The sequence below is a fragment of the Mycobacterium sp. SA01 genome, from assembly GCF_041287105.1.
In the GTDB taxonomy this organism is placed as follows: domain Bacteria; phylum Actinomycetota; class Actinomycetes; order Mycobacteriales; family Mycobacteriaceae; genus Mycobacterium.
Genome location: NZ_JBGGNO010000016.1, coordinates 241,337 through 263,941 on the forward strand (window position 1 = coordinate 241,337; position 22,605 = coordinate 263,941).

A 22,605-nucleotide genomic window follows, 5' to 3' on the forward strand; every position below is an offset into this window, starting at 1 on the left:
GGTGAGCAATGAAGGGAGCGCCCGCGGCCTGCCCCTATTGCGGGGCCGACCTCGACGCAGCTGGCACCTGCGCGCGTTGCGGCGGCGTGCTGACGCCCACCCCGCCGACGGGCTGGCGACCGGATCCCACCGCCCGTTACGAGGGCCGGTATTACACGGCCGGGCACGCCACCAACCGGGTGCGCAACGGCAGGTCCGAAGCCAACGACCCGGTCGGCGGGCAGATGTTGCCGTCGTACGTGCAGGTGCCGGTGGCGCGATCGAGCATCCGCTTGACCTGGCTGGCCACTGGCGTCACGACCGCGGTCATCGTGATGGTCGCCGGCGTGGTCGCCGGCCTGCTCTGGGCCCGGCACCGGACCTCGCCGCCGCCCGAAGTCGACTACGTGCAGGCGTTGCAGACTGCGGGGCTGTTCGATCAGTTCAATTCCGAGGCCAATGCCGTCGCCCATGGGCACGAGGTGTGCAATCAACTCGAACACGGCGGGCCGCAGCAGGGTCTGCTCGCGGACAAGATCGCCGTCGACGTGTTCTGCCCGAAGTTCAACAAGGGCTTCCGCATTCTCGAATCCGCGAAGATATCAGGGGTTTTCGTTCTGACCGACAGTCTTGGTACCGGTTCAATTGTCGTCGACGGCGGCGCCTGTCACGGTACTGCCGGCTACGCCGATGTCGGTCGCACCACCCCGGTGACGGTCAAGAACAGCAAGGGCGACATTCTGACCACCACATCGCTGGGCGCCGGCACCGGCGACAGCGCGACATGCACGTTCTCGTTCACCTTCTCCATCGATGAGGGCCAGGACAGCTACGTCGTATCCATCGGCCGGCGCGGCGATTTCAGCTACAGCTTCGAACAGCTGCGTAGCCACGGGCTGCAGATCCACCTCGGCCGCTAGGCTGCAGCGATGGAGTTGCGGCAGCTGCGCTACTTCGTCACCGTGGCCGAGGAGTTGAACTTCGGTCGCGCGGCTACCCGCCTGCGCATCGCGGGACCGTCGTTGTCCCAGCAGATCAAGGCCCTCGAACGCGACCTCAAGATCACGTTGTTCGATCGCGACCGCCGTTCGGTGGCTCTGACGCCTGCCGGAGCTGCTCTCCTGCCGGATGCCAGAGCGCTGATTGCACAGGCAGACGAATTACGCAGGCGCGCGGCGAACTTCGGGGAATCGGATCCGGTGCGGTTGGGCTACGTCAGTTGGTGCCCGACGGATCTGACCACACGGGCGGCGGGGATAGCACAGCTGCGGGTGGACACCTGGGTCATGCCGTCGCACACGCAGGCCGCGCGGGTCGCCGACGGTAGCCTCGACCTGGCGATCTGCTGGGTGCAGAACGCCGACCTCGAAGCGCTCTCGCTACAGGCTCGGTTGCTGGGAGTGGATCGGCTGTACGCATTGGGCTCAGGGCCGGACGATTCGGCCGTCGAGGCCGCTGACACCGTTGTGTTGATCGACGCGGATGCCGCCAGCTGGTTGTCGTGGAATCGCTACGCCACACAGTTTTCGGCGGCCACCGGTGCTCGCATCATGCGGACCGACGACGGCGGTGTCACCGGCCCGACGTTCCTGGAACATGTCCGCGGACTGGGGCGTCCGGTGCTCAACAACCCGAAGGGCCAGGACCATCCGCTGCCCAGGGACCTGGTGCGGCGCCCGGTCATCAATCCCTCGCCGGTGTGGACGTGGTCACTGGTGTGGCGGCGCGACGACGACAATCCCGCTGTTGCCGCGCTGGTCGATGAATTCCTCTCTGGTGTTGACGATTTCGGTCTGGATGACCTCTCGGTCTGGCTTCCCGCCGACGATCCGCATCAGCCCCGCGACCACGGCGGCCGCTAAGACCACCACCGCACCCACCACAAGGGCGGGCCGGAAGCCGTCCTGCAGGAGGGGAGCGACCACGACCGGACCCACTATCTGACCCACCGAATAGCCTGCGGTGAGCAGCGCGACAGCCCGTGGATAGCGCAGCAGACGCGCAGCCGACAGTGAGAGCGTGCTGATCCCGATGAACGTGCCGCCGAAAAGCACCGCCCCGATCATTGCCGGCCCGACGCCGCCGAAGATGCCCGCCACAGCGACTCCCACCGCTTGCGCGCATAACGCCGTCACCAACGGTCCCGGGTGAGACCAGCGCGAGCTCAATGCTGCCCACAGCGCTGCGGAGGGGATGGTCGCCAGGCCCACAACGAGCCACGTCGTGCCCCCAAGCCACTGCGGCGCGCGCTGGCTGACTGCGGCGACCAAGAATGTCCCCGCGATGATGTAGCCGACACCCTCAAGGGAGTAGCTTAACGCGAGCAGACCGAACAACTTGTGCGGCAGTCGATTTCGCACCTCCACCGATGAAGGCCGGGTCCCGGGTGTGCGGCGCATCGTCCAGGCCGCGGCAGTCAAGACCGCGGCGGCTGCCGCCGACGCCCACCAGGCGAGCCGCCATTGCTGGCTGGCCAGCACCAGCACGGCTGACAAAGCGATGCCCGCGCCGATGCCACCGAATCCCCAGCCGGCCAGATGGGCAGGCCGTCCGTGCAGGTGTTCCAGCAGAGTGTTCACCGCGATCACGAACACCAGCGCACTGGTCACGCCGGCCACGCCGCGCAGCAGCGTCCATTCACGCACCGTGTTGGTCAACGGCATGGCGGCCAGACTTCCGACGAGCAGCACCAGAGACACGCGGCAGACCACAACGGACCGGGCCAGTGACGGCCAGAGGAAACCGGCCACCGCACCGACGAGATAGCCGATGTAGTTCGCGGTGGCCAGGGTGGCCGCGGCATGCGGTGCCATGCCGGTCTGCGCCGTCATCAACGGCAGGATCGGGGTGTAGGCGAATCGGCCGATGCCCATTGCGGCCGCGAGTGCCGCGGCGCTGCGCGCGACGTGCCTGTGATGCTGCATCGCACCATCGTGGAACTGATCCGATGGTGGCTGCCACGTCCGCCCTGCTCTCAGCTGGGAGGCGAAGCGTCCTACGGCACGCGACCGCTACCTGGGTCTAGCGGAATTAACCCAGCCCGTTCTAGTGTTGTCGCCAGAGAAGACGTCGGCAAAGGGAGAACTTCGATGACACAGCAGATCACCGCCCTGGTAACGGGTGCGAACCGCGGGTTGGGGCGGCAGTTCGCCACCGAACTGCTCTCCCGCGGCGCCACGGTGTACGCCGCCGCGCGCAGGCCCGAGACGATCGACCTGCCTGGTGTGGAGCCGATCCAACTGGACATCACCGACCCCGAGTCGGTACGCCGGGCGGCGGCGATCGCCGGAGACGTCACGGTCCTGATCAACAACGCCGGCGTCTCGACCGAGGCCGACCTGCTCAGCGGGCCGATGGAGGACATCCGGTTGGAGATGGACACGCACTACTTCGGCACGCTGAACGTCACCCGCGAGTTCGTGCCGATCATCGAGAAGAACGGCGGCGGTTCGGTGCTGAATGTTCTGTCTGTGCTGGCCTGGTACCACGCGCCGTCATTCGGCGCCTATTCGGCAGCCAAGGCCGCCGGATGGGCGATGACAGACGCGCTACGAACTCAACTGGCGCCCAAAGGAATTCACGTCGCCTCCCTGCACGTCGGATACATGGACACCGAGATGGCCTCCTTCGTGCCCGCCGACCAGAAAATCAATCCCGCAGTGGTGGCGAAGCTGGCGGTCGACGGACTGCTCAGCGGCCAGGCCGAGATCCTGGCCGACGACTTGACTAAGCAGGTCAAAGCCGGACTTGCCACCGCGAACGGCTAGCGCGGGGAGACGACGCGTGATCAGTCGTCGCCGGCGGCGACCAGTGGGCGCAGGGTCACCGTGGGGTTGTCCTCCTGGAATCCCTGCAGTCGCCACTTCGTGGTGAACAACGCGAGCATCACGCCGTCGGTGCGGGTGAGGACTTCCGTCGACACCTGCTTGTCCACGAACGGTGCGTCCTCGGGATCGACGGCGCGCGCGACGGTGTAGGGCAGCGAGTCCAGCGAGATCGGTGCGTTGAATTCCGTGGCCATCCGGTGACTTGTCACCTCGAACTGCAGCGGGCCGACGGCGGCGAGTACCGGCGCCTGGTCACCCCGGCGGTCTGACCGCAGAACCTGCACCACGCCTTCCTGCTCGAGTTGCTCGATCCCCTTGCGAAACTGCTTGTGCTTACTCGGATCGGTGCCCCGGGCGACCGAGAAATGCACGGGAGCGAAGCTCGGGATCGGCGGAAACTGAACGGGCACATCGCGGAAGAGGGTGTCACCCGGACGGAGTGCGTTGGCGTTCGCCAGGCCGATCACGTCACCGGGCCAGGCGTCATCCAGTGTGGAGCGCTGCTGGCCGAACACTGATTGGGCGTACTTGGTCACGAACGGTTTACCTGTTGCGGCGTGGGTGAGGACATCACCGCGCTCGAACGTTCCCGAACACACCCGGGCATAGGCGATGCGGTCGCGGTGCGCGGAATCCATGCCGGCCTGAACCTTGAAGACGAACGCACTGAACGGGGCGTCGACCGGCCGCACATTACCGTCGACGTCGACCTGGCCGCTCGGCGGAGGCGCGAGCTTCGTCAGATTGTCCAGAAGCTGATTCACGCCGAAATTCAGTGCGGCGGAGGTGAACAGGACCGGCGTCGTCACGCCCTGCAGGAAGGCTTCCTGATCGTGGTCACCGTCATCGGCGGAGAGTAGTTCGCATTCCTCGACCGCGTTGTCCCAGTCGATGCCGGCGGCGTCGCGAGCGCGCTCGGGTGAGATGTGCTCCTCGGGTGCGGCGGTGGCACCACCCGCGGTGCGGGTGAAGCGAATGAAGTTGCCGGTGCGGCGATCCAGCACACCCTTGAAGTCGCCGGCAATACCGACCGGCCACGTCAACGGGGTCGGCTTGAGGCCGATGCGCTCCTGGATCTCGTCGAGCAGCTCCAGTGCGTGCCGTCCCGGCCGGTCCCACTTGTTGATGACGGTGAGGATGGGCAGTACGCGGTGCTTGCACACTTGAAACAGCTTGAGCGTCTGCGGTTCCAGACCCTTGGCAGCGTCGATCAGCATGACCGCGCAGTCAACCGCGCTGAGCACCCGGTAGGTGTCCTCGGAGAAGTCGGCGTGCCCGGGGGTGTCGAGCAGGTTGATGACGCAGTCCTGCCCCTCGGGCGAGTGGTACGGAAACTGCAATGCCGTCGAGGTGATGGAGATACCCCTGGCCTGCTCCATCTCCATCCAGTCCGACACCGTGGCACGGCGACCGGCCTTGCCGTGGATGGCGCCGGCCTGCGTGATGATCCTGGCGTGCAGCACCAGGGCCTCGGTCAGCGTCGACTTACCGGCGTCAGGGTGGCTGATGACGGCGAAGGTGCGACGGCGGCCGGCTTCGGTTGCCAGCCGGTTGGCCGCGGCCGTGGTGGAAGGCGTCCGGGTATCGAGGTCGTGATCGCTCATTACGTCCTCGATGGTATTTGCCGACGACGCAAAACCTCTAATCGTCGGGCCTGAACAGGCGTGCCGACGGGGAGCTCAGTCCAGACGACCGACGTCAACCACCCGCAACACCGGCGCACCCGCTTCGTCGGAGGCCTCCACGTCCACCTCCACCTCGATGCCCCAGTCGTGGTCGCCGGCCGGGTCGTCGAGGATCTGCCGCACCCGCCACACATCGGGCCCACGGTCGATGATCAGCAGGGCAGGCCCTCGGGCGTCGGCGCCGGTGCCCACTTCGCTGTGCTCCTCGAAGTAGTCGTCCCCGACCTCGAGCCAGCGCTGCGCGGACCATCCCGACCCCGCGTCCAGTTCACCCAGCTCATGCCAACGTCGCCGGGCGAACAGCATCACCCGCCGGAACAGCGCGTTGCGGACCATGGCGGTGAAGGCCCGCACATTGCCGGTCACCGGCCGCGGACGCATCGGTACCGCCACCGGGACGTCGTGCGGTTGGTCGGGGCTGGTGAGCTCCTCCCATTCGTCCAAGAGGCTGGAGTCGACCTGGCGCACCAGTTCGCCGAGCCACTCGACGATGTCGGTGAATTCCTCGGTCCGGGCCGCCGTCGGCACCGAGGAGCGTAGCGCCTTGAACGCGTCGGACAGATATCGCAGCACCGCCCCCTCGGACCGGGTCAGGCCGTAGACGCTGACGAACTCACGGAAGGTGAATGCCCGTTCCCACATCTCCCGGACAACGGATTTCGGCGACAGCCGGGAGTCGGCTGCCCACGGGTTGGTGTGCAGGTACACCTCGAAGGTATGTCCGAGGAGTTCCTCGAGCGGCTTGGGATAGCTGACGTCGTCGAGCAACTCGATGCGCTCGTCGTACTCGATGCCGTCGGCTTTCATCGCGGCGACGGCTTCACCCCTGGCTTTGTTCAACTGCGCCGCCAAGATCTGACGCGGATCTTCCAGCGTCGCTTCCACCACCGACACGACGTCCAGCGCAAAGGTTTCCGAGTCGGGATCGAGGACACCGACCGCGGCCAGCGCGAACGTCGACAGCGGCTGGTTGAGGGCGAAGTCGGGCGGCAGGTCGACCGTCAGCCGGTAGCGGCGCCCGTCAGCCTGGGGTTCGTCGAGCCGCTCGAGGACCCCGGCCTGCAGCAGCGAGCGGGCGATACCGACGGCTTCCCGGATGTGCTGCAGCTGGCGCTTGCGGGGCTCGTGATTGTCGGTGAGGAGTCGCCGCATCGCGACGAACGGATCACCGGGGCGGTCCACCACATCGAGGATCATCGCCGTGGATACCCGCATGTTGCTGGTCAGCGGTTCCGGGGTGGCATCGACCAGTCGCGTCATCGTGGCTTCGCTCCACGGCACCATCCCTTCGGGTACCTTGCGGCGCACCAGTTTTCGGCGCTTCTTCGGATCATCGGCGACTTTGGCGAACTGTTTGAGGTTCTCGACTTCGTGGTCGGGAGCCTGCACGACAACGGTGCCGGCGGTGTCGTAGCCGGCCCGCCCGGCGCGGCCGGCGATCTGATGGAACTCGCGGGCATTGAGCAACCTGGTGCGTGTCCCGTCGTACTTCGACAGCGCCGAGAAGACGACCGTCCGGATCGGCACGTTGATGCCGACACCCAAAGTGTCTGTGCCACAGATGACTTTGAGTAGGCCTGCTTGCGCAAGCTGTTCCACCAGCCGCCGGTACTTCGGCAGCATCCCGGCATGGTGTACGCCGATACCGTGGCGGACCAGACGGGACAGCGTCGAACCGAACGCGGTCGAGAACCGGAAGCTGCCGATGTGCTCGGCGATCGCCGCCTTCTCATCCTTGGTGCTGACATTGACACTCATCAGCGCCTGGGCGCGTTCCAACGCGGACGCCTGGGTGAAATGAACGATGTAGATCGGCGCCTGTTTGGTCTGCAGCAGTTCGGTGATCGTTTCGTGCATGGGCGTGGTCGCATACGAATAGAACAGCGGCACGGGACGCTGCGCACCGGCCACCAGAGCGGTCGCCCTACCGGTGCGCCGGGTGAGGTCCTCGCGCAGGAAGCTGACGTCGCCGAGCGTGGCCGACATCAACAGGAACTGGGCGTGCGGCAACTCCAGCAGCGGTACCTGCCAGGCCCAGCCGCGGTCGGGGTCGCCGTAGAAATGGAACTCGTCCATCACCACCACGCCGATGTCGGCGTCCGCCCCTTCGCGAAGCGCGATGTTGGCCAGTATCTCCGCAGTGCAGGCGATGATCGGCGCGCTCGCATTGACTGCGGCGTCGCCGGTGAGCATGCCCACGTTCGCGGCACCGAACGTCGCGCATAGCGCGAAGAACTTCTCGCTGACCAGCGCTTTGATCGGCGCCGTGTAATAGCTTCGCCGCTCAGCGGCCAGGGCCGCGTACAACGCTCCGGTCGCGACCAGGGACTTACCGGATCCCGTCGGTGTCGCCAGAACGACGTTGGCGCCGCTGACCAGTTCGATCAGCGCCTCCTCCTGCGCCGGGTACAGCGGGGTGCCGTTGGCCTGCGCCCAGCCGGCGAAGGTGGTGAACAACCGGTCGGGGTCAGAGCCCAGCGCGCGAACGGTGGACAGATCGCCGGGGTCGTCGAGGAGGGGGGCTAAAGCAGTCATCGGGATACTGGCACAGCCTAGTCAGGTTGCGCCGACCAGGTCTGATGCAGGCCGACGATCGTTCCGCGGTGGGATGTGATCAGGGAGTGTCGGCAACTGAAATCGGATGGGCGAGAACTGATTCGTGCATGTACCCCAGCTCGTTCCAGGGGGTGGAATCTGGTTGGACACGGCCCCGGTCGTCGGAGGCGCGCACTCGCAGGACATGCTCGCCAGGTCCGGCGTCCCAGCGGAACTGCCAGCGGGTCCAGACGCCAGGCTCGCCACGTGAGGTGATGGTGGCGCTCTGCCAGGGGTGATCGTCGATCTGGTAGTCGACGGCTGTGACCCGGGCTTCGCCGGCGAACGCCCGGCCCCGGATGATCTGCGGGCCGGGGCGCAGGTGTGCCGGCCACGGCAGTTCGACCAGACTGGACAGCGCTGGTTCGGTGATGGCGGGCCCGCGAGCCTGGTCGCCCTCGGCGGGGTAGCCCGGCCCGATCATCACGTAATCGATTGTGTTCCAGGGAACTTCGACGTGGTGTGTGGCGACTTCGAGCCGGCCGAGCCATTTGATGCTGGCGGCTCCGAGCCACCCCGATACGACCAGGCGTGCCGGGAAGCCGTGGTCAGGCGGCAACTCCTCGCCGTTCATCGCCCACGCCACGATGGTGTCGTCGGCGAGCGCTTTGGCCAGCGGCAGCGGACGCCTGGCTCGGATCGCGTCGAGTGACTCGGGTACTACTTCGCAAGCATCGGTCGCGATACCGGCCACCTCCAGCACATCTCGCAATCGAACGCCGGTCCATTCGGCCGTGCCGATCGCGGTGCGCCCCCACTGTGTGCCGTCGAAGGTGTGGCCGACCTCGCGTCCGAACTGCACCCGCCGGTTGCCCGCACACTCGATGGTGCGCACGATGGAGGTCAGGGCGAAACCTGTGCGCAGATCGTCGTAACTGAGCGAAACCGGTTGCCGCACACCGTCGCCCTGAATCTGCAACGCCCAGCCCGCGGCGTCGATGACGGGTGTCTCGGCGTGACTCCGTACGAAGAAGCGATCGGTGCTCACGATGTCGCCGATCAATCGATCGGGGCGAGTTCCGTAGTCCAGCCCCGAGCCGGTGTCCTCCATCAATTCCGCAGGAGTTGGCTTGACGAGCCCGCGTCGGGAAGTGTCCGGCATCGCCGTATTATGCCGCCTGCGAGGCCGGCTGTTGCCGGTGAAACACCTGCGTCAGGCGCTCACCTTCTCATAGGCCACCGGAGGAGGCGCGTCTTCAGTCCCCGGCACAGCGGTGCCGTTGAGCGGACAGCGGGTGGTCTCAGGAACTCTGATCAGTGCAAGCGCGCCGATCAGACAGGCGCCCATCATGTAGTACGCGGGCACCAGGGAATCGCCCGTCCTGGTGGTCAGCCAGTCGTTGATGGCCGGCGCTGTGCCGCCGAACAGGGACGTCGACACGTTGTAGGCGATCGCGAAACCGGCGTATCGCACCTGGGTGGGGAACATTGCCGGGAAAGTCGCCGAGATGGTGGCCAGCTGTGGCACGTAGAGCAGCCCCAGCACCGCGAATCCGACGACCGCTCCGGCCAGACCAGTCCCGATCAACAGAAACATCGGCACGCCGGCGACGAACAGCCCGATCAGGGAAAACCACCACATGGGTTTGCGGCCCAACCGATCCGACAGGAGCCCGGCGAACGGAACGAAAAGCATCATCGACAACATTCCGATGATGGGGACCATCAGCGACTGATCTGTCGAAAGCCCGATCTCACTCTCCAGATAGGTCGGCATGTAGGTCAGCAGCGTGTAGTTCACGACGTTCAGCGCGACGACCATGCCGCCGAGCTGCAGGATCGGGCGCCAGTAGCCGGTCAGAAGATCGCGGAATTGAGTGCGGGTCTGGTCCTCTGACTCGCCCTTCGCTTCGAGCTCCCGGAACACCGGTGTGTCCTCCAGACGGGACCGCAGGTAGACCCCGATCAGTCCGAGCGGCGCGGCGACGAGGAAGGGAAGACGCCATCCCCACGCCTGCATCTGGTCGTCGCCCAGCACCAGCGAGCAGCCCAGCATCAGCAGCGCCCCGATGGAGAACCCGACCAAGGTGCCGAATTCGAGGAAACTGCCGAGCACACCGCGGCGGCGGCTCGGGGCGTACTCGGCCATGAACGTGGCCGCGCCGCCGTATTCGCCGCCCGTCGAGAATCCCTGGATCATCCGAAGCACCACCAGCAGGATCGGGGCCCAGATGCCGATAGTGGCATAGGTCGGGACCAGGCCGACCAGGAAAGTCGCGCCGGCCATCAGGACGATTGTGATGGCCAGCACACTCTTTCGACCCAGGCGATCGCCCAGCGGTCCCCACACGAAGCCGCCGAGCGGTCTGACCAGAAATGACACCGCGAATGTCATCAGTGCGAGCAGCGTCGCCTGTTGGGTGTCGCCGGGGAAAATCGCAGCCGAGATGTAGCTGACGCCGTAGGCGTAGATCCCGTAGTCGAACCATTCCGTCGCGTTACCGATCGCGGACGCGGCGATGGCTTTCTTCAGCACGCCCGGCGGGGGCTCCTTGTCGACGACCGGTGGTCGATGGTCTCCGGTGTCCACGGGGCCTCCTCCTCAGTAGTTGCTGGCGCGGACCGCGCCGCTCACAGCGCGTTCCCAGTTACGCGGAAGCCGAAACCCGCAGCAAACAAGAAACTCTGATTGACGTTTGCTGAGCATCTATAGTTGCCTGGCGGCAACTATTGCTTGACGGGCCGGGGCGAGCAACAGTGGCCGCGAACGCCCTGCTCTACGGGTCGACCGGCTCATCGTCGGATGGGCGGGACTGTGCGGGTGCAGCGTCGTCGGCCGGAGTGGGTTCCAGGGGCACGCTCCAGGAGCGCTGGTGGGGAGCGCGCTTGACTGGACGCCCGGCGACCGGCTGCAGTCGAACGACTCGTCCGACGGCCCGTCGCAGGCCCGGGGGTCCCTCGACCCGGAAAAAGTCGCCCACGCGTCCTGCGCGGTAGCGCAGGGGGGACCCGAGCAACTCGCCCATGACGACGCCGGCCCCGATGGCCAGTGCAGTGGCTGCCGCAGCCAGGGCCTGGGCGACCCCGCCGACGTAATCCCCGTCGACAGCCAGGAAGAACACCGCCCGAAAGACGGCCAAGCCCGGCAACATCGGGGTGATGCCTGCGGTTGCGGTCACCAACGAGGGGGCTTGCTGCCGAATCGAGAGGAACGTAGCCAACAGCCCGACGCCGACCGCCGCGATGCCGGTGGCGGCCACTTGGCCGAATTCGGCGTTGCCGAGACCGATCAACACCGATTCGGCGAGACCGGCCACTGCGCCGGCGGTCAGCATCGCCCGGGGGCGGGCGTAGCTGGCCAGGGCCAGGCATGCGCCGGCCAACGCAGCGCCGGAGACCGCCAGCAGTATCGGGAACGGCCGGTTCGGTATGACGAATGATTCGGTGGAGTCGACGCGAAGCTGGATCTGGATGCCGGCGAGTGCCGCAATCTGCAGCCCGCCCAGGATGCCCACCACGATGCCGGCGGTGAGGAAGAGAACGTCACCGAGCCGGGCGACCGCCGTCAGCATGTAACCGGTCAAGGCATCCTGGACCGAGCCCACCAACGTCATTCCCGACAGCAACATGACGATCCCGGTGGCCACCAAGGCGGTGGGTCCTTGTCCGGCGAAGAGGTACGCCAGCACCGCGATCAGGGTGGCAATCGAGGCACCTGCGGCTTGCTGGAAGAAGAAGGGCGTACCGGCGCGATTCAGCAACCGGCCGATTCGGTCGATCAACGCCGACGACACCGCAGCCAGAAGGCACGTCAGCCAAGTGCCCCCCATCAGCATGGCGATGCCCACGGCGAAGCCGGCCCAGCCTGCGGTCGCGACCCAGCGAGGGTAGGGGTGGGGCTGTGCGGCCAGCTCGTCCATGGCCTCGTGGGCTTCGTCGACGGAGACACCGCCGGAGGTGATCCGCCGCACGAGCCCGTCGAGCTCGGCCAAGCGCGTGTAATCCGTTGATCGCGTCTGTACCGATCGCACGATCGTGACCGGTGGACTGTCCGCGGTGGGCAGCGCCGAGACGAATATCGTCGTGACGAAGACGTCGACCACGCAGTCGTTGAGTTGATAGGCCTGCGCCACGTCCTGCGCGGTGGCGACGACGTCAGCCGTGCCCGACCCGGCCGACAACATCACCTCGCCCAGCCGGATGGTGAGGTCGAGGACCCGCCGGGTGTGCCGGTCGCCCAGGCCGTTCGAGTCGCGAGTGCGCTGGCCCGCTCCGGAGGCGGGGTCCCGTCGACCCCGGAGGGTGATATTCAGCCCACGGCGACGTGCCGAGGCCGACCGTTCGGACGCCATTTTCTCCACGATACCGAGGTACTGGTCAACGCTGCGGGATCAGTCGGTCGAGGTCCCGAAACGATAAGTACAGCAAGGCATTCGATTCATGCTGGACTGTTGCGCCGAGCCCGATCGTTAGGCCCGGACCGATGGTCTGGAAGGAGCCCCGGGTGGGTGCTCAGTGGGTGACCGGGGTGCGCCGCGGCGTGGCGGGAACGGGCATCGGAGTGACCGCAGCGGGGCGTGCGGGCCGGGCCTGGCGCCGGTTCTGACGCTGAATCCTCTTGTCCAGCAACCGCAGTTCGCGAGTGGTCAGAGAACGGTTCTTGCGAACAAGGAGATCGAGCTGCTGCCAACTCAGCCCGTCGAGGTCACCATCCGCATCGTGGGTGGCGACGACGACACAGCCGGGCAGAAGCGGCACCGATTTGGCGGTGAAATTGGTCGTCGCCAGAAGAACTTCGGTGGCTTGCTGATTGATCCGGCTCTGGCAGCCTGGCGATGAGGGGCTGAACCAGAAGTCGAATTGGCGGTCTGGACTGGTCAGGCAGTGAAGCTGGCGGCCCTTGAACAAGCGGTCGATATCGGCCTTGGAGTAGGCGCGTGTCTCATAAACGGGGCCGTTGGAGCTGAAGTACAAGATTGTGTTCATCACGATGATCCATTCGATTCTTTCTTAGCTGGTCAGGTCGGCGCCTATACCACGGCGCTGTTACTGAAGTTACCCCTGTTGCAAATGAGACAAACCTGGATCTCAATGTGGAAACAATGTGTCTTAGCTGACAGTGCTGTCAGTCGTCCCACAGCAACAGTTGTCGCACCGCAGGCCGGGATCCGTAGGGGCGCAACATGGTGCTGGCGGGCCGCGGGCGCACGCGCAGCGGCCACCAGAACCATCTGCCGAGCAGCGCGGCGATCGAAGGCGTCATGAACGACCGCACGATCAGGGTGTCGAACAGCAGCCCGAGCCCGATGGTGGTGCCGATCTGGCCGAGCACGAGGAGATCGCTGAAGACGAACGAGCCCATGGTGAACGCGAACACCAGCCCGGCGGCGGTGACGACGCCGCCGGTGCTGGCCATGGCGCGGATGATGCCGGTGTTCAATCCGGCGCCGATCTCTTCTTTGAACCGCGAGATCAACAACAGGTTGTAGTCCGAGCCCACCGCCAGCAGCAGGATCACCGCCAACGCGAGCACCACCCAATACAGCGGCTTGCCCAGTAGGTCCTGCCATACCAGCACCGACAGACCGAACGAGGCACCCAGTGACAGGGCCACCGTGCCGACGATCACCAACGCCGCCACGATGCTCCTGGTCACGAACATCATGATCAGCAGGATGAGGCTAAGCGCCGCGATGCCGGCGATCATCAAGTCGTACTTGGCCATATCGGCGATGTCTTTGTAGGTTGCCGCCGTACCGCCGATGTAGATATTCGACCCGGCCAGCGGCGTTCCCTTGACGGCCTCCTGAACGGAGTGCCTGATCGCGTCGATATGTGCAAGCCCTTCGGGCGTAGCGGGATCCACGTCGTGGGTGACGATCATCCTGGCAGCCTTGCCATCTGGCGACAAGAACTGCTTGAGGCCGCGTTGGAACTCGCTGTTGCTGAACACTTCTGGGGGCAGATAGAACGAGTCGTCGGTCTTCGAGGCGTCGAACGCCGCCCCCAGGGCGGTTGCGTTCTGCAGCGCCGCCGCCGTCTGGTCGTAGATGCCCGATTGGGTGGCGTAGTTCGTCATCGAAAGATCGCGGTTAGCCTGCTGACTCTCGATCTGTTGCGGGATCAGGGCCAGCAGCTTCGGCTGGAGCGCATCCAACTTGTCCAAGCTGGCTGTGACATTGGCCAATTGATCGGTCAGCGCATCGATGCCATCGAGGGCGTCGAACACCGAGCGCAGCGCGGCGCAGATCGGAATGTCGAAACAGTGCGGTTCCCAGTAGAAATAGTTGCGTAGTGGCCGGAAGAAGTCGTCGAAGTTGGCGATCTTATTGCGCAGGTCCTGGGCCACCTCCACGGTCTTGTGGAACGCTTCGACCTGTTCATGGGTGGCTTCAGAGCTCTGCTGCTGCAGGGAGTACTGCTCGCGCAGAATGTTGATCGTCTTGTCGATCTCACCGACCTGCTTGAGCAGGTCCGCCGCCCGAGCCTGTTGGAAGGGCAGGTTGTTGATCTGCGCGCTGCTCTGAGCACTGATCTGAAACGGCACCGAACTGTGATCCAGCGGTGTGCCAAGCGGTCGCGTGATGGATTGGACCAGCGCGATGCCGGGCGTGTGGAAGACGGCCTTGGCGACGCGTTCCAGCAGGATCATGTCGGTGGGGTTTCGCAGATCATGATCGGCTTCGATCATCACAAGTTCCGGATTGAGACGCGCCTTGGAGAAGTGCCGTTCTGCCGCGGTGTAGCCGACGTTCGAGGGGGCGTCGGCAGGCATGTAGGCGCCGACGTCGTAACTGGTCTTGTACCCGGGCAGTGCCAGGAGGCCGATCAGAGCGATCCCCAGCGAGACGACGAGGATCGGCCCGGGCCAGCGCACGATAGCGGTACCGATACGCCGCCAACCACGGGTCTTGGCGCGCCGCTTGGGATCCATCAGCCCGAAGTGACTGCCGATCACCAGGATCGCGGGGGCCAGCGTGAGCGCCGCGATGAGCGTGACGAAGACGCCGATCGCCGACGGGATACCCAAGGTTCGAAAGTAGGGATTGCGGGTGAAGTCCAAGCAGTAAACGGCCCCGACGATCGTCAGACCCGAGCCGAGAATGACGTGGGAGGTACCGCGATAGGTGTCGAAGAACGCCGTCTCCCGGCCCACGCCGGCGGACCGCTCTTCGTGATAGCGGCCGACGAGAAAGATTGCGTAATCGGTGCCGGCTGCAATGACCAGCAGCGTCAAAAGATTGGTCGCGTAGGTGGACAGCCCGATGAGTCCGGTGTTGGCCAGGAATGACACCACACCGCGCGCGGCCGACATTTCGATGAGCACCGTGATGAGCATCAAGAGCATGGTGACCACCGAGCGGTACACCAGCAGCAGCATGACCGCGATCACGCCGATGGTCAGCAGAGTGACTTTTACGGTGCCTTTGTCGCCGGTCTCGAACTGGTCGGCAACCTGCGGCGCCGCGCCGGTCACATAGGCCTTGACGCCGGGTGGCGCGGGAGTGTGATCGACGATATCGCGAACCGCGTCAACGGATTCGAGCGAGAGTGCTTCGCCCTGGTTTCCGGAGAGGTAGACCTGCACATATGCGGCTTTGCCATCGGGACTCTGTGCGCCGGCAGCCGTCAGCGGATCGCCCCAGAAATCCTGAATGTGCTGGACGTGTTTACGGTCCGCGGCCACCCGCTTGAGCAACTCGTCGTAGTAGCGGTGCGCGTCGGCGCCCAGCGGCTGGTCACCCTCGAGCACGATCATCGCAACGCTGTCGGAACTGAATTCACCGAAGACGCTGCCGATCCGTTTGAATGCCTGCAGCGACGGCGAATCGGGGGAACTCAACGCCACGTTCTGAGCTTGGCCGACGACTTCCAACTGGGGTACCAACGCATTGCTGAGGGCAGCAACTACCAGCCAGAACAGCAGAATGGGGATACACAGCGTGCGGGTCAGCCGCGCGAACCGGTGGGTCAGCGAGCGGTCCGCGGCCTGCTGGTCTGGATCCTCCGTCGAAACCCTCTGCACCCGTTAGCCTTTCGATAACCGGCGAACACGATCACTTGGCGGGGAGAGATCCTTCCCGGTCAGCAGGGGCGGATAACCCTAGGCGGTACGGTACGGTACTGGATCACCTCAGGCAACACTTCGTTTCAGCTGATAGGACGGGTGAGGCTGGGGATCATGACGTTGTCGACGATCGCCCGTACCGTCCGCCGATCAGGAGGTCGGTTGGGGACGATCGACCGGAAGATCAGGTACCCGGGCATCAGATCCCACAGTTCTTCGGTGATCGCCTCCGCCCGGATCTCGCCGCGGTCGACAGCGTGCTGAAGCACCGACTCGATCAACGCCTTTCGCTGGTCCAGGAACTGATGCTGCATGGCCTCGCGCAAGGCCGGATCGCGGGACACCTCCACCATCACCGCACGGATGGTGGCGGAATGCTCCGCGGCGTGCTCGGTGATGGCTTCGCCGAGACGCAGCAGGTCTTCCCGCAGCGAGCCGGTGTCGGGGCGGACCGCCGCGCACCGGACACCTTCGATGAAGGCGGCCAGCACGAGTTCGCCCTTTGAGGGCCAGCGCCGATAGACCGTGGCCTTGCTCGCTTTGGCGGTCGCGGCGACCGCGTCGACGGTCAACCGTTCGTATCCGTGTTGTTGCAACAGCTGCAGAGTGGCCGCGAGCAGTTCCGCCTCGCGCGCCGACCACGGCGACGATTGCGCCTCGTAGTCGGCAATCCCGGTCACAGCGCCAACCATAGAGCGCCCAGGCAGTACGGTCCAGTACTGTCCAACCCTGGCGAAAGGCCATTTCGCTGCCGCCGATCGCCCGCACCCTGCGGTTACCATGAACGCCGTGGCGAGCGTCGTGGTGCGGATCGGCCTGGCAATGCTGGTGAGCTTGCTGTTGGCACCGGCGGCGAGCGCAGCGCCGGACTCTTCACAGTGGATCGTCGTCGGCGTGCCCGCCGCGAACGCCACCACCGGAACGTTGACCGCCTTCCAGCGAGTGGGACAGGACTGGAAGGTCGTACTGGGCCCCACCCCGGCCAAGGTCGGCGAACTCGGCGTCGGCGCGCCCGCCGACGGTGTCTATCGCACCCCGGAGGGCACCTTCGGCTTCGACCAGGCCTTCGGACGCCAGCCCAACCCCGGCACCAAGATGCCGTACTTCCAGGCCACCGACCAGGACTGGTGGGACGAGGACCCCAAGTCGCCGGGGTACAACACCCATGTCCGCAGCGACGGCCAGCCCTCGGCGATCGCGGAGAACCTCTACGACTCCGGCCCGGTCTACGACTACGCGGTCAACATCACGTCCAACCCGAACCGCATCCCCGGCAAGCTGGCCGGAATCTTCCTGCACGTGTCCGACGGTGATCCCACCTGGGGATGCGTCGCCATCGGCCGCGACGAGATGCGATCAATACTGAATTGGCTTGACCCCGCCGCCAATCCGCAGATCACCATCGGGGTGGGTGACCCGTCGCTGATCACGGCGCGGTCGTGACCGAGCCGAATCGCCGCGATGTCTTTCGGTACGCGCTCACGGCGCTGGCCGGTGCCGCGGTGCTGGCAGCGCCCCGGGCGGCCGCGGATGGGTTGCAACTCATCGATTTCGCCGACCGCCTGGTGAGCCCGGAGCAGATCAAAGCCGCCGGCTATGGCGGGGCACTGGTGTACGTCTCCGAGCTGAGGCCGGGCGCCACCTTCGATTTCAAGCCCGTCACCCGCGACTACACCGACGGACTCATCGCGGCTGGACTGCACGTGGTGAGCTGTTACCAGTTCGGTAAGCCCGGCTGGCCCACACCGTCGGACTTCACCCGCGGGTTCGACGGAGGCGTGGCCGACGCGCAGACCGCACTGCGGATCCACGGTGCGGCCGGTGGCCCGACTTCAGCGCCGATCTTCTTCAGCGTCGACGAGGACATCAGCTCCGACACCTGGAAAAGCACTGCGATCCAATGGTTTCGCGGTATCAACTCGGTGATCGGCGTCGAGCGCACCGGAATCTACGGCGGTGCGCGCCAACTCGAATGGGCGATCGGCGACGCCGTCGTCGGACATTCCACGACGCCTGGCTATCGCTGGGCCTGGCAGACCAAAGCGTGGTCGGGCGGTGTGCGCGAGCCTGCCGCCGTGCTCTTCCAACGCGAGGTCGTCACGGCGTCGGATCCGGGTGCTCTCATCGACGGCGTCCACGTCGATGTCGACGACGTCCTGGCGCCCGACTTCGGGCAGTGGGACCTGGCCCGCTGATCAGCTTTCGACGAAGGTGACGTTGGCCTCCAGCGGGTTGCGCGGCACCGTCAGTTGATTGCACGCGAATTCCGGATCGGGGTAGCCGATCGAAACACCGCACAGAATGCGCATCTCCTCGCCGATGCCCAGATGCTCACGCAGTACCTCGGGATAGCCGGCCACCGAGACCTGTACGCAGCTGCCGAGCCCACGCGCGGTGAGCGCCAGCAGGAAGGTCTGCAGGAACATGCCCACCCCTACCGCGTCGACGTAGTCCAGGTCGCGGTGCATACAGACGATGCCTGTGAGCGGAGCGCGGAAGAACTCCCAGTTGCGGAGCACCGCAATGCGTCTGGCCTCGGCGTCGTCGCGGGCCACGCCCATCGTGCCGTAGACCAGAGCACCCAGCTCGCGGCGGAGGTGGGCGAACGACTCGGGAAGTTGCGGAACGTTGGGGGCCTCGATATCGGCCTGCTCCAGGAGCGCCTCGGCCAGCCGGTCTCGAGCCGGCCCGGAGGCGAACACCACGTGCCATGGCTGGATGTTGGAGTTGGACGGTGCGCGGATGGCGAGTTGCAGTGATTCGGTGACCAGCTCCTGGGGCACGGGCTTGTCGCGAAGGAACAGCCGGATGGACCGGCGTTCGCGGATCGCGTCCTCAAGGTCATGCATCGCTTCCTGCTTTCCTCAGCCCGTTCTGTCGCGGAAAACGCCGGTGATCGAAATTTGCATCCCGTCGCCTGTGGCGCACAGCTCGTACAACCTCCTTGGTGACCTTGAGCGGTACCGTCTGGTCTTCGGTTCCCGAGGTCATCAACCGCCAGGCCAGGCCGGCGCCGACACCGCATGGCCGCGGCCGCTGAACAGGTCCAGCGACGGCTGCCAGGCGCTGGCGTGGATCCACCAGCCGTGGAAGAAGATCACGGAGTTGAGTTTGGTGCTCACACAGTCCTTCCGGGGTCCTTCCGGGGGTCCTTTCGGGGCCTACAGGGTGGTGACGTAGCCGCCGTCAATGCGGATGTCGGAGCCGGTGATGTTCGCGGAGTGTTCACCCGCGAGGAACATGACGAGGTCGGCCACCTCCTGCGCGGTGGTGAATCGTCCGGTCGCCGAGCCGGCGACTACGGAGTCGACGACCTGATCCGGGGTGGCCCCGCTGGCCGCGGCGAACTGCGCGGCGATGCCCTTCTCGGCCAGCCACAGGGGAGTGGCTACCGGACCCGGGCTGACCGTGTTCACTCGAATACCATTGCGCCCGAACTCTTTCGAGACCGCTTTCGCGAAGTTGGCCAGGGCGGCCTTGGCTGCGCCGTAGTCGACGATGTTCCACTCCGGCAGCGTCGCGTTGACCGAGCCGATCATCACGATCGAGCCCCCGCCGCGGCGCAGCAGGTGCGGGATGGCTTCCCGGGTGGCCCGCACGGCGGACAGGAAGTTCACCGCCAAACCCGCCAGCCAGTCGTCGTCGGTGACGGACAGCAGGCCGTCGAATCGCGGCGTGACAGTGCCGGCGTTGTTCACCAGGATGTCGAGGCCACCGCGTTGCGCGGCCGCGTCGATCACGGCCCTCGCCCCCTCGGCAGTGGCGAGGTCCGCGGCGACGAACGTGGCTGAGCCGGTAGCTTCCAGCTCCTCCAGCTCGGCGCTGTTGTGCCGGGCCCCGGCAATGACGTGCGCGCCCGCAGCGGTCAGGGTCCGGCTGATGGCCAAACCGATTCCCTTACTGGCACCGGTGACGACGGCGATCTTGTCGGTGAGGTTGGTGTCCACGGGGATACTGTGCCTCACCGGTGTGGATTCAGCGCTCTAATGTGAAGACCACGTCGTACAGGCCGGGGTGGGCCTCGCCGAATTCGGCGTTGCGCTCCAAAAATCCTGCTGCACGTAACCGTTCGATCACCCGCAGCGCCGCCTCGAGACTGTCGCTTTGAGCGTAGTTCACCACTCGGGTGCCGTCGTGGCTGCGATGCAGGCTGGCCGAGCGCCAGCCGGGGGTGGTACTGGCGAATCGCGCTGCTTCTTCGAGCAATTCGATCAGCGCTTGCTGCCCGCCGTCGGGCACCGTGAACGTGTTGATCTGGGTGACGATTCCGGCGTCGGTTCGGATCAATGGCATGACTACCTCCTGTGTCGGAGGCGCTGTGAACCGGAGACTGGCCACGGCCCTGTCGCTGCCGGCGCCAAGCCACCGGCGCAGCAGCGCCAGTTGCTTGTCGCGGGTCCGACGGGCGGTACGGAGCTTCCTTGCGGAAGGGAGCGGGCTTACCGGTGCCGCTCCTGGTCCTTTTCGACTCTCCGAGACTACCGGTTGAAGTGTTCGCGGTCGATGCGTGTGGTCAATTCTGTTGGCTCACAACGCCGAGCGTGCGGGTTGTCGTCGAAATTGTTCGAAATCTCGACGACACCCCCCACTCTCGGCGACAGCGTTACGGTGATGGCATGAGCGAACCGGACTCGCCCGGCGAGCGCCCCGGCCACGGGCGCTTCGATACGCATTGGGTGTGGTTCGGCGCGATCCTCGCGTTGCTGCTGACCGCGGGACTGGTCGTCGCGTTCCTCTCGTTGTTCCCGCTCGCCATGGCCACCGACGGCTGCCATGACGGCAGCACCGAGCGCATCTGTACGCTGACCGGCCGGGGCCAGCACGTGCTCGTGGGTATTCCTTGGGCATGTCTCGGTGTCGGCGCAGTGGCCGCTCTGGCCGGTGCGTATCTCGCCACCCGGATCCGGTGGACGCCACTGCTGGGCATTCCGATGGGTGTCATCGCGGCGGCAGCGATGATCCCGCTGGGCGACTGGATCGCCTACCAGGTCTAGCCGAGCGTCGGGCTAGGTGATCCAGCGGTCGACGAGGGCAGCCCACCGTCGGGAGATGGTCTTGTCCAGCAGGTCACGTCGGCGGCGGGTGTTCACATCGTCGGGTTCGATCCCGCCGATCGTCAACCGCGCCACCTCGTCGAGGAGATCACGCTCCAGCCCGAAGGTGAGCAGGATGTCGAGATCGGTGTCGGTGTCGAGTTCATCGGGCAACGTCGAGCGAGCCAGCAGAACGGCGGCATTCTCCTCGCCGGCCTCCAGCAACATGGCGACCAGGCCGGCTTTGGCGACCTTCACGAACGGCAGCTACACCGGTCGGCGGATCGACAACTCGATACCGTTGTCCCGCATGACTTTACGGCACTGTTCGGGCGTGTAGTCGAAGTTCTGCAGGTCTTTGATGTAGGACGCCGGCTCGGCAAGACCTTCGACGTGGGGGTAGTCCGAGCCCATGAGGATGTGGTCGTCACCCATCAGCTTGAGCAGACTGGCCAGTTCGTCCTCGTAGAACGGCGACACCCAGACGTGGCGTCTGAACGTTTCGCGCGGATCCTCTTTGTAGATGAACGGAATCTGACCCCAGGACTTGGTGAGCTTCTCGAAAAGATGGAACACCCACGTCGATCCGCTTTCGATACACGCCATCCGCAGGTTCGGGAACCGCAGGAACAACCCGTTGTGCAGGTGGTTGGCGAACGTGTCCTGGATCGCGTCACCGCTGAACAGGCTCCGGAAGCCCAGCAGCGCGTTGAACGACATCATGTAGTCCGACTCACCCCATGCCGGCATGAACTTCGAGTAGTAGGTCTCGCCGGAGTGGTAGCAGACCGTGATCCCGGAATCATTGGCCAGCTGCCAGAATTGGTCGAACATCGGATCGCCGGGCGGACGCATGCCGACTTCGGTGGTGATCGGTCCGGGGATCATGACGATGAAACGCGCATCGTGGTCCAGTGCCCACTCGAGCTCGCGCACCGCCTCGGCCGGCCGGCACATGGTGATGTACGGCGCGGTGAAAATCCGCTCCTGGTAGGCGAATCCCCAATCATCGTCCAGCCACCGGTTGAAAGCCTGGAAGGTGGCTACTGTCGCGTCGAAGTCGGGGAGCAGCGCCTGCTCCATGCCGACTCCGAGGGTGGGCAGCATGATGCAGCCCTGCATGCCCTGGGCGTCCATGGCCGCCAGCCGCGCGTCGCGGTTGCGGTACTCGGGCCGGATCGGTTCGAGCTCGCCGAACAGCGAGTTCAGATCCGAACCATGCGGATTGCGGCCGCGGAAGTATTCGTCGAGTGCACCGGGCTTGCCCACCGGATCGAACGTCGGGTTGGGGATGAACCGATTGACCCTCCCGCCGACCAGCAGCCGCTGCCGACCGTCGAGCTGTGCCCACTGGATGGCGCGCTTTTTCAGCTTCGGGTCGATGTAGCGGGTGAACGCGTCCTCGGCCTCGTAATAGTGGTTGTCACAGTCGAAGAACGTGAACGGCAGCGCAGTGGTCATGGCTCGGTCCTTTCACA

At 65.5% G+C, this 22,605-nt stretch carries 20 protein-coding genes and 1 pseudogene; 6 read left to right on the forward strand and 15 right to left on the reverse strand.

Translation table 11 applies throughout. The features are described 5' to 3' along the window. Window positions 1–8 precede the first annotated feature (8 nt). Entirely contained in the window at window positions 9–899 is an 891-nt protein-coding gene (locus AB4879_RS08890; RefSeq protein WP_370507298.1) for a DUF732 domain-containing protein, read from the forward strand. Between the two features lie 9 nt (window positions 900–908). Further along, entirely contained in the window at window positions 909–1,841 is a 933-nt protein-coding gene (locus AB4879_RS08895) for a LysR family transcriptional regulator (protein WP_370507299.1), read from the forward strand. 42 nt (window positions 1,842–1,883) lie between these two features. Here the strand turns inward: AB4879_RS08895 and AB4879_RS08900 are convergent. Then, window positions 1,884–2,903 (reverse strand): annotated as a pseudogene (locus AB4879_RS08900) (YbfB/YjiJ family MFS transporter); the annotation flags it as partial. Between the two features lie 165 nt (window positions 2,904–3,068). Here AB4879_RS08900 and AB4879_RS08905 point away from each other — a divergent pair. Further along, the gene (locus tag AB4879_RS08905; RefSeq protein WP_370507300.1) at window positions 3,069–3,746 is read left to right on the forward strand and encodes an SDR family oxidoreductase; all 678 of its coding nucleotides are present in this window, start codon (window positions 3,069–3,071) and stop codon (window positions 3,744–3,746) included. Between the two features lie 20 nt (window positions 3,747–3,766). Here the strand turns inward: AB4879_RS08905 and AB4879_RS08910 are convergent, their stop codons facing one another. From AB4879_RS08910 to AB4879_RS08945, 8 genes are all read right to left on the reverse strand, one after another. Beyond that, the gene (locus tag AB4879_RS08910) at window positions 3,767–5,410 is read right to left on the reverse strand and encodes a peptide chain release factor 3 (RefSeq protein ID WP_370507301.1); all 1,644 of its coding nucleotides are present in this window, start codon (window positions 5,408–5,410) and stop codon (window positions 3,767–3,769) included. A gap of 75 nt (window positions 5,411–5,485) precedes the next feature. Further along, entirely contained in the window at window positions 5,486–8,026 is a 2,541-nt protein-coding gene (locus AB4879_RS08915) for a DEAD/DEAH box helicase (RefSeq protein WP_370507302.1), read from the reverse strand. A gap of 79 nt (window positions 8,027–8,105) precedes the next feature. Beyond that, window positions 8,106–9,188: a molybdopterin-dependent oxidoreductase gene (locus AB4879_RS08920; RefSeq protein ID WP_370507303.1), complete on the reverse strand. Its 1,083-nt coding sequence runs from the start codon at window positions 9,186–9,188 to the stop codon at window positions 8,106–8,108. A 51-nt stretch (window positions 9,189–9,239) separates the two neighbouring features. Then, entirely contained in the window at window positions 9,240–10,616 is a 1,377-nt protein-coding gene (locus tag AB4879_RS08925; RefSeq protein ID WP_370507304.1) for an MFS transporter, read from the reverse strand. Window positions 10,617–10,803: 187 nt separating this feature from the next. Next, window positions 10,804–12,378, reverse strand: coding sequence for a threonine/serine exporter ThrE family protein (locus AB4879_RS08930; RefSeq protein WP_370507305.1), 1,575 nt, complete (start codon window positions 12,376–12,378; stop codon window positions 10,804–10,806). A 160-nt stretch (window positions 12,379–12,538) separates the two neighbouring features. Then, a complete protein-coding gene (locus tag AB4879_RS08935) occupies window positions 12,539–13,012 on the reverse strand; it encodes a hypothetical protein (RefSeq protein WP_036342132.1) in 474 nt (157 codons plus the stop codon). A 139-nt stretch (window positions 13,013–13,151) separates the two neighbouring features. Next, the gene (locus AB4879_RS08940) at window positions 13,152–16,001 is read right to left on the reverse strand and encodes an RND family transporter (protein WP_370507474.1); all 2,850 of its coding nucleotides are present in this window, start codon (window positions 15,999–16,001) and stop codon (window positions 13,152–13,154) included. Window positions 16,002–16,177: 176 nt separating this feature from the next. Next, window positions 16,178–16,786 carry a TetR-like C-terminal domain-containing protein gene (locus AB4879_RS08945; RefSeq protein ID WP_370507306.1) on the reverse strand — a complete coding sequence of 203 codons (609 nt, stop codon included), beginning with the start codon at window positions 16,784–16,786 and terminating at the stop codon, window positions 16,178–16,180. Window positions 16,787–16,883: 97 nt separating this feature from the next. On the opposite strand from AB4879_RS08945, the gene AB4879_RS08950 reads away from it, so the two are divergent. Both AB4879_RS08950 and AB4879_RS08955 read left to right on the forward strand, forming a co-directional pair. Next, window positions 16,884–17,537, forward strand: a complete 654-nt coding sequence (locus AB4879_RS08950) for a L,D-transpeptidase (RefSeq protein ID WP_370507307.1) — start codon at window positions 16,884–16,886, stop codon at window positions 17,535–17,537. Next, entirely contained in the window at window positions 17,534–18,289 is a 756-nt protein-coding gene (locus AB4879_RS08955) for a DUF1906 domain-containing protein (protein ID WP_370507308.1), read from the forward strand. The genes AB4879_RS08950 and AB4879_RS08955 overlap by 4 nt, the downstream gene beginning before the upstream one ends. On the opposite strand, the gene AB4879_RS08960 is transcribed toward AB4879_RS08955, so the two are convergent. From AB4879_RS08960 to AB4879_RS08975, 4 genes are all read right to left on the reverse strand, one after another. Beyond that, on the reverse strand, window positions 18,290–18,943 hold the full coding sequence (locus AB4879_RS08960) for a nitroreductase (RefSeq protein WP_370507309.1): 654 nt from the start codon (window positions 18,941–18,943) through the stop codon (window positions 18,290–18,292). Window positions 18,944–19,084: 141 nt separating this feature from the next. Further along, window positions 19,085–19,216 carry a hypothetical protein gene (locus tag AB4879_RS08965; RefSeq protein WP_370507310.1) on the reverse strand — a complete coding sequence of 44 codons (132 nt, stop codon included), beginning with the start codon at window positions 19,214–19,216 and terminating at the stop codon, window positions 19,085–19,087. A 39-nt stretch (window positions 19,217–19,255) separates the two neighbouring features. Then, window positions 19,256–20,041 carry an SDR family NAD(P)-dependent oxidoreductase gene (locus tag AB4879_RS08970; protein ID WP_102805936.1) on the reverse strand — a complete coding sequence of 262 codons (786 nt, stop codon included), beginning with the start codon at window positions 20,039–20,041 and terminating at the stop codon, window positions 19,256–19,258. A 28-nt stretch (window positions 20,042–20,069) separates the two neighbouring features. Beyond that, window positions 20,070–20,387, reverse strand: coding sequence for an antibiotic biosynthesis monooxygenase (locus tag AB4879_RS08975; RefSeq protein ID WP_370507311.1), 318 nt, complete (start codon window positions 20,385–20,387; stop codon window positions 20,070–20,072). 323 nt (window positions 20,388–20,710) lie between these two features. Here AB4879_RS08975 and AB4879_RS08980 point away from each other — a divergent pair, with 323 nt between their 5' ends. Beyond that, window positions 20,711–21,088 (forward strand): hypothetical protein, encoded by a 378-nt coding sequence (locus tag AB4879_RS08980; RefSeq protein ID WP_370507312.1) that lies wholly within the window; start codon window positions 20,711–20,713, stop codon window positions 21,086–21,088. A gap of 12 nt (window positions 21,089–21,100) precedes the next feature. Here AB4879_RS08980 and AB4879_RS08985 read toward each other — a convergent pair whose 3' ends face one another. After that, complete coding sequence (locus AB4879_RS08985; protein WP_370507313.1) at window positions 21,101–21,385, reverse strand: hypothetical protein; 285 nt, start codon at window positions 21,383–21,385, stop codon at window positions 21,101–21,103. 9 nt (window positions 21,386–21,394) lie between these two features. Further along, window positions 21,395–22,588 carry an amidohydrolase family protein gene (locus tag AB4879_RS08990; protein WP_370507314.1) on the reverse strand — a complete coding sequence of 398 codons (1,194 nt, stop codon included), beginning with the start codon at window positions 22,586–22,588 and terminating at the stop codon, window positions 21,395–21,397. Between the last annotated feature and the right edge of the window lie 17 nt (window positions 22,589–22,605).